This window comes from Streptomyces sp. CB02980 (genome assembly GCF_014451325.2).
Lineage (GTDB): Bacteria > Actinomycetota > Actinomycetes > Streptomycetales > Streptomycetaceae > Streptomyces.
Map to the genome: position 1 here is coordinate 458,447 of NZ_JACSCH020000003.1, position 13,284 is coordinate 471,730.

12 protein-coding genes are annotated in these 13,284 nt (G+C 69.8%); 6 read left to right on the forward strand and 6 right to left on the reverse strand.

Translation table 11 applies throughout. The annotated features are described in order from the left end of the window. Positions 1-3: 3 nt before the first annotated feature. The 6 genes from yidC (at position 4) to E0F75_RS09060 (ending at position 5,896) form a co-directional block, all read left to right on the forward strand. Positions 4-1,341 (forward strand): membrane protein insertase YidC, encoded by a 1,338-nt coding sequence (yidC, locus tag E0F75_RS09035; protein ID WP_187621960.1) that lies wholly within the window; start codon positions 4-6, stop codon positions 1,339-1,341. Positions 1,342-1,370: 29 nt separating this feature from the next. Further along, a complete protein-coding gene (locus E0F75_RS09040; protein ID WP_030321234.1) occupies positions 1,371-1,880 on the forward strand; it encodes a R3H domain-containing nucleic acid-binding protein in 510 nt (169 codons plus the stop codon). A 118-nt stretch (positions 1,881-1,998) separates the two neighbouring features. Next, positions 1,999-2,715 carry a 16S rRNA (guanine(527)-N(7))-methyltransferase RsmG gene (gene rsmG, locus E0F75_RS09045; RefSeq protein ID WP_187621961.1) on the forward strand — a complete coding sequence of 239 codons (717 nt, stop codon included), beginning with the start codon at positions 1,999-2,001 and terminating at the stop codon, positions 2,713-2,715. Positions 2,716-2,951: 236 nt separating this feature from the next. After that, positions 2,952-4,028: a ParA family protein gene (locus tag E0F75_RS09050; RefSeq protein ID WP_078944828.1), complete on the forward strand. Its 1,077-nt coding sequence runs from the start codon at positions 2,952-2,954 to the stop codon at positions 4,026-4,028. Continuing rightward, the gene (locus E0F75_RS09055) at positions 4,025-5,119 is read left to right on the forward strand and encodes a ParB/RepB/Spo0J family partition protein (RefSeq protein ID WP_187621962.1); all 1,095 of its coding nucleotides are present in this window, start codon (positions 4,025-4,027) and stop codon (positions 5,117-5,119) included. Before E0F75_RS09050 ends, E0F75_RS09055 begins: the two co-directional genes overlap by 4 nt. Positions 5,120-5,278: 159 nt before the next feature. Beyond that, positions 5,279-5,896 (forward strand): GNAT family N-acetyltransferase, encoded by a 618-nt coding sequence (locus E0F75_RS09060; protein WP_187621963.1) that lies wholly within the window; start codon positions 5,279-5,281, stop codon positions 5,894-5,896. Positions 5,897-6,025: 129 nt separating this feature from the next. Here the strand turns inward: E0F75_RS09060 and trxA are convergent, their stop codons facing one another. From trxA to murJ, 6 genes are all read right to left on the reverse strand, one after another. Beyond that, positions 6,026-6,358, reverse strand: coding sequence for a thioredoxin (trxA, locus tag E0F75_RS09065; protein WP_308189561.1), 333 nt, complete (start codon positions 6,356-6,358; stop codon positions 6,026-6,028). Positions 6,359-6,404: 46 nt separating this feature from the next. Continuing rightward, entirely contained in the window at positions 6,405-7,370 is a 966-nt protein-coding gene (trxB, locus tag E0F75_RS09070) for a thioredoxin-disulfide reductase (protein WP_187621964.1), read from the reverse strand. Between the two features lie 139 nt (positions 7,371-7,509). Continuing rightward, the gene (locus E0F75_RS09075; RefSeq protein WP_187621965.1) at positions 7,510-8,472 is read right to left on the reverse strand and encodes a zf-HC2 domain-containing protein; all 963 of its coding nucleotides are present in this window, start codon (positions 8,470-8,472) and stop codon (positions 7,510-7,512) included. Next, complete coding sequence (gene sigM / locus E0F75_RS09080) at positions 8,469-9,173, reverse strand: RNA polymerase sigma factor SigM (protein WP_194480336.1); 705 nt, start codon at positions 9,171-9,173, stop codon at positions 8,469-8,471. The genes E0F75_RS09075 and sigM overlap by 4 nt, the downstream gene beginning before the upstream one ends. 25 nt (positions 9,174-9,198) lie before the next feature. After that, the gene (locus E0F75_RS09085; RefSeq protein WP_187621966.1) at positions 9,199-10,887 is read right to left on the reverse strand and encodes a protein kinase family protein; all 1,689 of its coding nucleotides are present in this window, start codon (positions 10,885-10,887) and stop codon (positions 9,199-9,201) included. Between the two features lie 118 nt (positions 10,888-11,005). Further along, the gene (murJ, locus tag E0F75_RS09090) at positions 11,006-13,258 is read right to left on the reverse strand and encodes a murein biosynthesis integral membrane protein MurJ (RefSeq protein ID WP_187621967.1); all 2,253 of its coding nucleotides are present in this window, start codon (positions 13,256-13,258) and stop codon (positions 11,006-11,008) included. Between the last annotated feature and the right edge of the window lie 26 nt (positions 13,259-13,284).

Consider the following 13,284-nt stretch of genomic DNA (forward strand, 5'->3'; position numbering starts at 1 on the left):
TTAGTGGACACGATTGCCAGTCTGTTCAGCTTCATCACCTGGCCCGTTTCCTGGGTCATCGTCCAGTTCCACAAGGTGTACGGGGCGATCTTCGGCCCTGACACCGGCTGGGCCTGGGGCCTGTCGATCGTGTCCCTGGTGGTGCTGATCCGGATCTGTCTGATCCCGCTGTTCGTCAAGCAGATCAAGTCGACCCGGAACATGCAGGCGCTCCAGCCGAAGATGAAGGCGATCCAGGAGCGCTACAAGAGCGACAAGCAGCGTCAGTCCGAAGAGATGATGAAGCTGTACAAGGAGACGGGTACCAACCCGCTCTCCTCGTGCCTTCCCATCCTGGCGCAGTCGCCGTTCTTCTTCGCCCTGTACCACGTGCTCTCCTCGATCGCCTCGGGCAAGGAGATCGGCGTCATCGACGGCCCGCTGCTCGCCAGCGCCCGTCAGGCCCACATCTTCGGTGCCCCGCTCGCGTCGAAGTTCACGGACTCCGCCGCCGAGGTCGCCGCTCTCGACGCCTCGCTGACCTCGGTCCGCATCGTCACCGCGATCATGATCGTCATGATGTCGGCCTCGCAGTTCTTCACCCAGCGCCAGCTGATGATGAAGAACGTCGACCTCTCCGTGAAGACCCCGTACATGCAGCAGCAGAAGATGCTCATGTACATCTTCCCGGTGATCTTCGCCGTCATGGGCATCAACTTCCCCGTCGGTGTCCTCGTCTACTGGCTGACCACCAACGTGTGGACCATGGGTCAGCAGATGTACGTGATCAACCAGAACCCGACCCCGGGCAGCAAGGCGCAGGACTCCTACCTCCAGCGACTGCTGAAGAGCATCTCGCAGCACGAAGAGGTCCGCGGCCGTCGCCGGAAGACCATCGTCAAGGTCATCGTGGCCAAGGGCAGCGACCGCAACGAGAACGAGCGCCGCTTCTTCGCGGGTCTGACCAAGGCCGGCTTCGCCGCCCAGGCCGACGGCACCGTGATCAAGAGCGACACGATCGTGGCCGACGCCGAGGGCGGACCCGCCGCCAAGCGCCAGCAGCCCAAGCGCCAGACCAAGGCCCAGCGCCAGGCCGCCGCGGCCCAGCACGCCACGGCGAAGGACACCGAGGAAGATTCCGAGCCGGCCGCCGAAGAGGCGCCGACCACCTCGCTCGAGAAGAAGCCCCAGGGTTCGGCCAAGGCCGCCGCCGAGGAAGAGCCGAAGGGCGAGGCCCAGAGCGAGGCGCAGGGCGACAAGCCCGCGCGTCCCCGTGCCAACTCCGGAGGATCCCGCCAGCAGGGCAAGTCCGGTCAGCGCAAGGGCCAGCAGCGGCCCAAGCACCCGTCCTCCAAGAAGTAAGCCTCGCCGAAGCAAGAAGGAGTCCATCCGTGACGGAAGGCACCACCTCCGCCGCCGCCGAGGGTGGCGACACCCTGACCCGCCTGGAGCAGGAGGGTGAGATCGCGGCCGACTACCTCGAGGGCCTGCTCGACATCGCCGACCTCGACGGCGACATCGACATGGACGTCGAGGCGGACCGGGCCGCGGTCTCGATCATCAGCGACTCGGCTCGTGAGCTGCAGAAGCTCGTGGGCCGCGACGGCGAGGTCCTGGAGGCGCTCCAGGAGCTGACCCGGCTGGCCGTGCACCGGGAGACCGGTGACCGCAGCCGTCTGATGCTCGACATCGCCGGATTCCGCGCCAAGAAGCGTGCCGAGCTCGCCGAGCTGGGCGCCAAGGCCGCGGGCGAGGTCAAGTCCACCGGCCAGCCGGTCAAGCTGGACCCGATGACGCCGTTCGAGCGCAAGGTCGTGCACGACGCGATCGCCGCCGCCGGTCTGCGCAGCGAGTCCGAGGGCGAGGAGCCGCAGCGCTTCGTCGTTGTTCTCCCGGCCTGAACCCTCACGTAGTGTCGGCCCCGTCTGTTCGCAGGCGGGGCCGATCTTTGTCAGCCTTGATAGTCAGCCACCACAGTGCGCCCGCACCTGATGCGTGCGGTACGGAAGGACGGTTCCCGTGACGGAGGAAGCGGAGCTCCCCGAGGCTCCGGAGCAGGCGCGGACAGTCTTCGGTGAGTACTTCCCGGAGGCCGTGCGGTACGCGGAGCTCCTCGCGGACGCGGGTGTGAAGCGCGGTCTGATCGGCCCGCGTGAGGTCCCGCGGCTGTGGGAGCGGCACCTGCTGAACTGTGCCGTTCTCTCCGAGGTCGTCCCCGAGGGCGTCACCGTCTGCGACGTGGGCTCGGGCGCCGGGCTTCCCGGTATCCCTCTGGCGCTGGTCCGGCGCGACCTGAAGATCACGCTCCTGGAGCCGCTTCTCCGCCGGACGAACTTCCTCCAGGAGGTCGTCGAGCTGCTCGGCCTCGACCATGTGACCGTGGTCCGGGGGCGCGCGGAGGAGATGCTCGGCAAGATCACGCCGGTGCATGTGGTGACGGCCCGCGCGGTGGCGCCGCTCGACCGGCTGGCCGGCTGGGGAGTTCCCCTGCTGCGTCCGTACGGGGAGATGCTGGCGCTCAAGGGCGACACCGCCGAGGAGGAGATCAACGGGGCACGTGCCGCGCTCTCCCGTCTCGGCGTGGTGGCGACCTCTGTGCTGCAGGTGGGCGAGGGGATCGTCGATCCGCTGTCCACGGTCGTTCGCGTGGAGGTCGGCGAGAGCCCGGGTGGTGTGCGGTTCGCGGCCAAGCGCGCCAAGGCCGCCCGGACGAGCAAGACCCGTCGACGCCGCTGAGCGTCGCATTCGTACCATTTCGGAGTGTCGAACGGTCCCGGCCGGGCAGCAGGGGCATGGTGTTTCACGTGAAACATCGCTCACTGCTGCAGGGGATCATCAGCCGCGGTCGCGCGGCTGCCACGCCCCGGGACCGTAGACCCCGCGTGAACCCACCCGCGAGGGTTACGGAGATGTCCACAGAGGTGGATTCACCCACAGAACCACCGGCCTCGCTGGTTCACGACCCCGAAAGCATGGCAGGCTCTCCCCATCGCGAGCCTGAAGCCGAGGAGAGTGAATCCTTGCGGTCCGACGCCAACATCGCGGGACCGATGACCGATCCGGTCCCCGGTCCCCGAACCGAATCGGTGGGGGAGGATGTTTCACGTGAAACACCGCCCCCGATGGACGACACCCCCATTGGTCGTGCTGCCCAGCTGGCAGTAGAGGCCCTGGGTCGTGCCGGTGAGGGACTTCCCCGCCCGGCGCAGACTCGCGTGATGGTGGTCGCCAATCAGAAGGGCGGCGTGGGCAAGACGACCACGACGGTCAACCTTGCCGCGTCCCTCGCCCTGCACGGGGCCCGGGTCCTGGTCATCGACCTCGACCCACAGGGCAACGCCTCCACGGCGCTCGGCATCGACCACCATGCCGAGGTCCCCTCGATCTACGACGTTCTCGTGGACAGCAGGCCGCTCTCCGAAGTCGTGCAGCCGGTCATGGATGTCGAGGGCCTGTTCTGCGCCCCCGCGACCATCGACCTGGCCGGCGCGGAGATCGAGCTGGTGTCACTCGTCGCCCGGGAGAGCCGCCTGCAGCGGGCGATCCAGGCCTACGAGCAGCCGCTCGACTACATCCTGATCGACTGCCCGCCCTCGCTCGGTCTGCTCACGGTCAACGCCATGGTGGCCGGAGCCGAGGTGCTGATCCCGATCCAGTGCGAGTACTACGCACTGGAGGGGCTCGGCCAGCTCCTGAGGAACGTCGACCTGGTCCGGGGGCACCTCAACCCGGCGCTCCATGTCTCGACGATCCTGCTCACCATGTACGACGGCCGGACGAGGCTCGCCTCCCAGGTCGCCGACGAGGTGCGCACCCACTTCGCCGAGGAGGTGCTGCGGACCAGCATCCCGAGGTCCGTCCGCATCTCGGAGGCACCGAGCTACGGGCAGACGGTCCTCACCTACGACCCGGGCTCCAGCGGTGCCCTGTCGTACCTCGAAGCGGCCCGTGAGATCGCCCTGCGGGGGGCCGCCGTGCACTATGACCCGCAGCACGCCCATGTCGGGCACCAGAACCACCAGCGCAGCATGTCGGAGGGGATCCAGTGAGTGAGCGACGTAGGGGATTGGGGCGTGGGCTCGGTGCGCTGATCCCCGCTGCTCCCCAGGAACGGCAGTCGCCGTCGAATGGCGTGGGCGTGGCCTCGCCGGGTGCGGCCCCCGCCATGGCGTCGAGCCGGGGGGTGGCGGCCGCGAAGCTGGCGTCCCTCCCGCAGAGCGCGCAGCCCCCGGAGTCGGCTCCGTCGTGGAACGACGCCGAGCCGGTGGTCCGGCCGGAGTCTCCGGCGGGTGCCTACTTCACCGAGCTTCCGCTCGACTCCATCGTTCCCAACCGGCACCAGCCGCGTGAGGTCTTCGACGAGGACGCCCTGGCGGAGCTCGTCGTCTCCATCAAGGAGGTCGGCCTCCTCCAGCCCGTGGTCGTGCGCAAGACCGATGACGAGGGCTACGAGCTGGTCATGGGTGAGCGGCGTCTTCGGGCGTCCAAGGAAGCGGGTCTTGAGCGGATCCCGGCGATCGTCCGGGACACCGATGACGAGAAGATGCTCCTGGACGCGCTCCTGGAGAACCTCCACCGCGCCCAGCTGAACGCGATCGAAGAGGCTCACGCCTACGAGCAGCTGCTCAAGGACTTCGGCTGCACGCACGACCAGCTCGCGGAGCGGATCGGGCGCTCCCGCCCGCAGATCTCCAACACGCTGCGACTGCTGCGTCTCTCCCCGCCGGTGCAGCGCCGGGTCGCCGCCGGAGTGCTCTCCGCCGGCCACGCGCGTGCGCTGCTCGGTGTGGATGACCCGGAGGCCCAGGACAAGCTGGCGTACCGGATCGTCTCCGAAGGCCTCTCGGTGCGTACCGTCGAGGAGATGGTGAGCCTCATGGGCTCCGAGGAGCCCGGCGGCGCGGTCAAGCCGACGAAGCCGCGAGCCGGGGGCCGGGTCTCGCCCGCGCTCACGGACCTCGCCTCCCGTCTTTCGGACCGCTTCGAGACCCGGGTGAAGGTCGACCTCGGTCAGAAGAAGGGAAAGATCGTCGTCGAGTTCGCCTCGGTGGAGGATCTGGACCGGATCCTGGCGACCCTGGCTCCCGGCGAGGGACGGGTCATGGACCAGAAGAACGCCGAGAAGGGGGCGGAGGGCTGACGCCTTCCGCTGTCCAAGGCCGCTGAGGGCGGGCCGTGCTCCGGTTTCACCGGAACACGGCCCGCCCTTTGCCTGTGAGCGGTGTCGTCCCGATCAGCCGATCGATACGATTCCAGGAGGCGTATCCGTGCTCGATCGCGAGGGAAGTGAGGCGCGGCCGTGGGGCGTCGGCTCGTACCGCTCACGCTGGACAACCTTCCGGATCTGCCCAAGCGTTGTCGCTCCTGTGTCTTCTGGGAGCTCGACCCTGTCAGCGGAGAAGCCGCGGTGAAGGCGGGTCGTCCGGAGCAGGAGAAGGAGGCCTGGATCTCGGGGGTTCTCCTGGAGTGGGGCTCCTGCGGCCGGGTGGTCTATGTCGACGAGGTGCCGGTCGGCTACGTCCTCTACGCTCCCCCGGCCTATGTGCCGCGTTCCATCGCCTTCCCCACGAGCCCTGTGGCGGCCGATGCCGCGCAGTTGATGACGGCCTGGATCATGCCCGGCTATCAGGGACAGGGGCTCGGCCGGATGGTCGTACAGACCGTGGCCAAGGATCTGCTGCGAAGGGGCTTCAAGGCCATCGAGGCGTTCGGGGACGCCCGGTGGAAGGAGCCGGCCTGCGTACTGCCGGCCGATCATCTGCTGGCGGTGGGCTTCAAGACCGTGCGGCCGCATCCGGCTTTCCCGAGGCTGCGGCTGGAACTTCGGACGACGCTCTCCTGGAAGGAGGACGTAGAGATGGCGCTCGACCGGCTCCTCGGCGCGGTCCAGAAGGAACCCGTCCTGCGGCCGCTGTAGCGTCGGGACACGAGGACGGCCCGCCCGGGACACGAGAACGGCCCGCCCCCTTCCGGGGCGGGCCGTTCTCACGTTTCACGTGAAACGCTGCTTCTGTTTCACGGTTTCACGTGAAACAGAGCGGGAGCATCAGGCCTTGGTCGGCTCGACGAAGGCCTCGAGGTCGCGCAGGATGGCGGCCTTCGGCTTGGCACCGACGATCGTCTTCACGACCTCGCCGCCCTGGTAGACGTTCAGCGTCGGGATGGACATGACGCCGTACTTGGCAGCCGTGGCCGGGTTCTGGTCGATGTTGAGCTTCACGATCTCGATCTCACCGTGCTCGGCGGCGATGGCCTCCAGCGACGGGGCGATCTGGCGGCACGGGCCGCACCACTCGGCCCAGAAGTCCACCAGGACGGGCTTGTTGCTCTTGAGGACGTCCTCTTCGAAGGAAGCGTCGGTCACAGTCTTCAGGGCCACAGCGGCCTCCTTGATCTCGCGGGGTGTGGGGTGAGGAGAGACGGGGTCAGACCGCGGGGGTCTCGGCCAGCTTCTCGCTGTCGGCGAGGGCGGCCAGGAAGCGCTCGGCGTCCAGCGCGGCGGAGCAGCCGGTGCCGGCGGCCGTGATGGCCTGACGGTAGGTGTGGTCGACGACGTCGCCGGCGCCGAAGACACCCGGGAGGTTGGTGCGCGTCGACGGGGCGGCGACCTTGAGGTAGCCCTCCTCGTCGAGGTCCAGCTGGCCCTTGAAGAGCTCGGTCCGCGGGTCGTGGCCCACGGCGATGAAGAGGCCGGTGACGGGCAGCCGGCGGGTCTCGCCGGTCTTGGTGTCGCGCAGGGTCAGGCCGCTGAGCTTCTGCTCACCGTGGATCTCGGTGACCTCGCTGTCCCAGGCGAAGGAGATCTTCGGGTCGGCGAAGGCGCGCTCCTGCATGGCCTTCGAGGCACGGAGGGTGTCTCGGCGGTGGACGATGGTGACCGTCTTGGCGAAGCGCGAGAGGAAGGTCGCCTCCTCGATCGCGGTGTCGCCGCCGCCGACGACGGCGATGTCCTGGTCCTTGAAGAAGAACCCGTCGCAGGTCGCGCACCAGGAGACGCCGCGGCCGGAGAGAGCGTCCTCGTTCGGGAGGCCGAGCTTGCGGTGCTGCGAGCCGGTGGTGACGATGACGGCCTTGGCGCGGTGCACGGTGCCGGCGGTGTCGGTGACGGTCTTGATCTCACCCGACAGGTCCACGGCGATGATGTCGTCGGGGACGAGCTCGGCGCCGAAGCGCTCGGCCTGGGCCCGCATGTTGTCCATCAGGTCCGGGCCCATGATGCCGTCGCGGAAGCCGGGGAAGTTCTCGACCTCGGTCGTGTTCATGAGCGCGCCACCGGCGGTGACGGCACCTTCGAAGACCAGGGGGTTCAGCGACGCTCGGGCGGTGTAGAGCGCAGCGGTGTAACCCGCGGGCCCGGAGCCGATAATGATCACGTTACGGACGTCGCTCACGGGTTTCTTCCTCGTCTCTGCAGACTGGCACTGCCTACGGGGGCGGTTGTCTCGGTCACTCTCACCCCACCCAACGGATCCTAAGGGGCGTACATTCCCGAAACCGCCGCGCGGCACCGTCGCTGGACGGGGAGAGAGGTCAGGAGCGCGGGTACGTGCCGCTGAACAGCAGATCAGCGTCCGCGCTTCCGCTCCCGGTGGTCCGCTCCGCACAGGTGGCGTCGACCACATAGGCCTGGACCCGGTTGCTGTCCGCGGGATCGGTGAGCACCAGCAGGTAGGCGGGCTTCCCCTGGTATTCGCCCTGCTCGTGTTCCAGGACCGCGTCGGACCGGCCGATGCCGGCCAGGACACAGCCGGGGACGGCGGTGTCCCTGTTCCGCTCGGAGGCCCTGGGCTCGGCCTCGGCGGACATCGACTCCGGTCCGATTCCACGGGGTGTCCCGGCGGGCTGGTCCTCGGTGAGGAGCGCGCGGACCCGGTCCTCGACCGGGGAGCCGGAGAAGGGGTTCAGGGCCGCCCCGGCGACGGTGTCGGCCTTCTTGGTGTCCCCTGTCTCACCACCGGCGGTGATGTTGCCCGCCTGGCTGAGATAGAGGCTCGTGCCGAGGACCACGGCGCCGAAGGCGGCACCGAGCGTCGAGAGCAGGGCGATGCGCCGGCGGCGGGGCTTCCCGGCGCGCCCGGGGCCGGTGGCGGCACCGGAGCGCCCGGCAGGGCGATCCGTGCTGCGGCCTGCGGGGCGGTCCGTGACAGGGGCAGGAGAGTCCGCGGGAGCCGCTGCGGCGGTGGCGGGCGATGTTTCACGTGAAACGGGGGAGTCGCTCTCCGGCGTGGTGGCGTTGAGGAGGGCTTCTGCGGCGAGGGCGGCATCGATCCGTCCGGCGATCTCCGCAGGCATGCGGGGCGGCCCGGGAAGGGTGCCGAGCAGTCCTCGGATCTCCTCCAGGGAGGTCCGTACATCCGCGCAGAGGGGACAGTCGTCCAGGTGCCGGCGGACGGCGGCCGAACGGGTCGGTGAGAGGAGCCCCTCGGTCAGATCGGAGATTTCCGAGACGTCCGGGTGCTGTGTGGTGTTGGCCCTGCCGGCCGTGGAAGTCACGTGCGCCCACCTCCGCCCTTCACAGCAGCTGGATCAGTCGGTCCGGTGTCCGTCGGCCCCGGCACCGGTGGGACGGATGTCCCCGGCGTCCGGTTCCTTCCCCCATCGGGGGCTTCGTTACCCACGGTGTCGGCGCGCAGATGAGTGACCATCGGAAGCAGTCGTGCCCGCCCGCGCGCACAGCGGCTCTTCACCGTGCCGGTGGGAACGCCGAGGATACGGGCCGCCTCCGCGACCGGGTATCCCTGCATGTCGACCAGGACGAGGGCGGCGCGCTGATCGGCGGGGATCGAAGCCAGTGCGGCGAGGACCTCACGGTGGACGTCCTGTCGCTCCACGGGAGCCTCGGCGGACTCGTGGGGTTCGAGGAGCTGCTCGAAGCGGTCGTTGTCGTCGACGGGTGAGGTCCTGCGCGAGGCCGTCTTGCGGAGACGGTCGAGGCAGGCGTTCACCGTGATGCGGTGGAGCCACGTTGTGACGGCCGACTGGCCGCGGAAGGTGTGGGCGGCCCGGAACGCCGACAGCAGGGCGTCCTGGACGGCGTCAGCGGCCTCCTCGCGGTCCCCCAGGGTTCGCAGGGCCACCGCCCAGAGCCGATCGCGGTGGCGCCGTACGAGCTCACCGAAGGCGTCGGGATCGCCGGCGACATGGCGAGCCAGGAGTTCCTGGTCGTCCGTGGCGTCGTCTATCGGTCGGTCCAACGGTGAGCCCCCTCCCCTGCGGTCGTCAGCCCATGATCTTGACTTCGCTCAGCTTGCCTCGGTAGCCCCCGTCGTTGGAGGGCAGTTCCGTCAGCCACACGAGAACGTAGCGGGTCGTGACGGGCTTGGTGAGCTTCAGGGCCACCTGGCTGCCGTCGCCGGCCGCCTGCGTCGTGTACGCGTCGGGCTGGGTCGGCTCCGACGTCGCGTCGGAGGGCGCCGTGCGCAATTCCACCGAGGTGTGGCCCATGAACGACAGGTCGACCGCGCTGATCTTCTGTGCCTTGCCCAGGTCGAGCACGAGGCCCACGCCGGTCTTCAGATTGGCGAAGTCGGAGCCGTAGTAGTTCTCGGTGTACCAGAACGTGCTGGGGTCGCCGTCGTAGGCGAGGTCTATGGCCTGGGGCTTCTCGGAGCCGTTCCCCAGCGGGTCGAAGTCGTGGGCCGACACGATGGTGACCGGCTTGGGAGGCGCGGGCTTCTCGTCGGCCGTCGGCGTCGGGACCGGAGCCTCCTTCTGTTCGGAGTCCGGCGCGAGGAGCCGGTCCGCGATCTGCCAGCTGCCGAGGCCCAGGGCGGCGATCAGGAGGGCGGAGACGGCCCACTTCAGGGCCCTGCCGGTACGGCTCTGCAGCGGGGGCGGCGGGACGACCACCGGCTGGGTGATCGCCGGACGCGCCTGGGGACGTCCGTACGTGCCCTGCTGGTACGTGGTGCGCTGGTACTCGGGCGGGGCGGTGAACTCGGGCTCCGGGGGCTTCACGCGGGGCATGGCGGCCACGGCCTTGGCCAGCTCGTCCGGAGTGGTGCAGGGCGGCTCCTGGCGCGAGGCGGTGGCCCCGTCGTTGGCCAGGGCGCGCATGGCGATCTCGGAGAGACCCCGGTGGACACCGGCGCGGACCTGGTCGGGCGGGAGCAGGCCGACGCCCTTGGGCAGGCCGGAGAGTCCGTAGGCGTCGCTGTCGTACGGCCAGCGCTGGGTGAGCGCGGCGTACAGGAGCGCGCCGATGGCCTCGGTGTCGCTGCGCTGCGGACGTTCGGCGGTGATGCCGCGCAGGGCGGCGTTCACGGCCAGGCCGCGGATCCGGTACTGACCGGTGGAGCTGCGCAGGACGGCGCTCGGCGTGAGCCGGAGGTGCGCGAGGCCTTCGCGGTGGGCGGCGGCCATGGCCTGGGAGACCTGGCTGACGAGCTGGTAGGCGTCGTGGGGCTCCAGGGGGCCGGCCGCGAGCAGCGTGGTCAGCTCGGTGGAGTCGGGCAGCCACTCGTGCACGACGTACACGAGGTCGTTCTCCTCGACGGCGTCGAGGACCTGCACGAAGCGGGGGTCGCCGAGGAGGGCCGAGGAGCGGGCCGCGGCCAGGACCGAACGGGCCCGGGGGTGGTCGGCGGGCAGCAGGTGGACCCCGACGGCACGCCGTAGTTTCTCGTCGACGGCACGCCAGCTGCTGAAGCCGTCCAGACGGGTGACGCACTCCTCCAGCCGGTAGCGTCGGGCCAGTTTGTGGCCGCTGTGCAGTTCCGGAGCCGTGATGGAGGGCTGTTCGCCGCTCTGTCGTTCGACCGCCTTCTTGTCCGTGGCCTCGGCGGGCTGTTCCGCCGTCTTCTTCTTGTCCGCCACCCCGTCGGTCGCGGCCGTGTCCGCCTTGGCGGTCAGCGGGTCGTCACCGCTGTTGTCGGCCACGTCGACGGCAGCCGTGCTACGTTCCGCCACCGTCGTTCCTGCCTCCCCATCCGTTGCGCCACATCCAACAGCCAAGCCAATTGTGCCCACAGTCGGACGCTATGCACGACACGCGGTTCCCCCCGATGGTTGTGCGGGAGTTGCCGGCTCAGCGTCCCAGACGTCCGCGCACCATACCGACCAGGGTGTTCAGCTCCGCGATCCGCATGCGCTTGGCCGCGACGAAGAAGACACCGAGGAGCACCGCTCCGCCGACGATCAGGGCGACGAGCGAGCCCAACGCCCCCTCGCCGAGGAGCTTCAGCAGGCCGAAGCCGACGGCGCCGGAGACGATGGCGGCGGGCACGGAGGCCATGCACAGGCGGGCGTAGGTCCGCAGCACGTGGGTGCCGTCCAGGTCGCCGCCCAGCCGCTTGCGGAGGCGGCGCCAGGCGATGCCGACACCGACGGCGTAGGCCAGGCCGTACGAGGCGGCCATGCCGACGACGGCCCACTGGGCGGGCAGGACGACGTAACAGATCGCGGAGGCGGCCGCGTTGACGGCGGCGACGATGACCGTGTTGTAGAAGGGCGTCCGGGTGTCCTCGTAGGCGTAGAAGCCGCGGAGCACGACGTACTGGACGGAGTAGGGGATCAGGCCGAGGCCGAAGGCCATCAGGATGAAGCCCATGCCCTGGGCCGCCTCGGCGCCGCTGGAGGCGTAGAGCAGGGTGCACATCGGGACGCCGAGCGCCAGGAAGGCGAAGGAGACCGGGACGATCGCGACGGCCGAGTTGCGCAGCCCCTGCGAGATGTCGTCCCGGACGGCGCCCGGGTCGTTGTCGTGGGCGGCGCGGGAGATCCGCGGCAGCAGCGCGGCCATGACGGAGACCGTGATGATGGCTTGCGGCATGCCCCAGATCAGCTGGGCGTTGGAGTAGGCGAGGAAGCCGGCACCGTTCTTCCCGGACTCCTCACCGGCCGCCGTGGCGAGCTGGGTGACGACCAGGACGCCCGCCTGGTTGGCGAGGACGAAGAGCACGGTCCACTTGGCGAGCTTGACCGTCTTGCCGAGCCCGTGGCCCTTCCAGTCGAAGCGGGGACGGAAGCGGAAGCCGGTCTCCCGGAGGTACGGGATCATCGCCAGGGCCTGGACGACGAGTCCGAGCAGGGTGCCGATGCCGAGCAGGCGGATGCCGTCGTCGGGGATGGTCTGCACACCCATGTGGGACTCGGCGGAGGTGCCGTAGACCCAGATGAACAGGCCGAAGGTGACGATCATGACGATGTTGTTGAGGACCGGGGTCCACATCATCGCGCCGAACTTGCCGCGGGCGTTGAGGATCTGACCCATCACCACATGCACGCCCATGAAGAAGATCGTGGGCAGGCAGTAGCGGGCGAAGGTCACGGCCACGCTGTTGGCCGCGGCGTCGTCGGCGATGGTGTTCGACATCAGCCGGATGAGCAGCGGCGCCGCGAAGACGGCCAGGACCACGATCGCGCCGAGCGCCACCATCACCAGGGTGAGCAGGCGGTTGGCGTAGGCCTCGCCGCCGTCCTCGTCGTTCTTCATCGAGCGGACGAGCTGCGGGACGAAGACCGAGTTGAGGCCGCCGCCGACGGTGAGGATGTAGATCATCGTCGGCAGGGTGTAGGCGATGGTGAAGGTGTCACCGAGCAGGGCGGCGCCGAGCGCACCGGTGATCACCAGGCTGCGGACGAAGCCGGTGAGCCGGGAGACCAGGGTGCCGGCGGCCATCACCGCGCTCGACTTGAGCAGCCCCGAGGCGCGGCCGGACTTCTTGGGGGCGGGGGCGGGCATGGGATCCGGCTCCGGGGCGGGCGGGGGCACCTGGCCGGGCGTCTGCTGGTCCCGGTAGAGGTGCGCGAAGGCGTCCGGCTCGGGCTCCTCCTCGCCGGCCCGGGTCACCAGGTCGTCGACGCCGGTGAACTGGACGGTCCGCGCGTCGTCGCCGTACGGCAGGTGGCGGGAGGGGCCCTCGGGCTCCGGTGCCGGGGTGTGGGCCCACACCCGGGGGTCGGGAGCGTGGTGGGGCGCGGCCGGCTGCTGGTAGAGCGGCTGCGGCTCCGGGTAGGTGCCGGGCGGGGGCGGCGGATGCGCGGCGCGGTCGTAGAGCGCCTCGGTCACCGGGTCCTGCGCGGACAGGTCCTGGGCCCGGTACGGGTCGTGGGTGAAGGCGTCCTGGACGTAGGGGTCCTGGGCGTACGGGTTCTGCTGGTAGCCGTCCTGCGCGTAGCCGTCCGGCGCGTAGGGGGTGTGCCCCTGCGTGCCGGGGCCACCGGGCGGCGGGGGCGGCACCGGCGGGTGGCCGGAGCCGGGGGGTGCCGCGGGCGTCCCACCGGACGGCGGGGTGCCGCCCGCGCCCTGGCCGCGGTCACCGTCGTACGGCGCGTTCATGGTTACCCCACCTCATCGTCCCCGGC

Coding starts and splice junctions, on each gene's coding strand:
- murJ (WP_187621967.1), bottom strand. CDS start 13,258: ATGAACGCGCCGTACGACGGTGACCGCGGCCAGGGCGCGGGCGGCACC.
- E0F75_RS09050 (WP_078944828.1), top strand. CDS start 2,952: ATGGCAGGCTCTCCCCATCGCGAGCCTGAAGCCGAGGAGAGTGAATCC.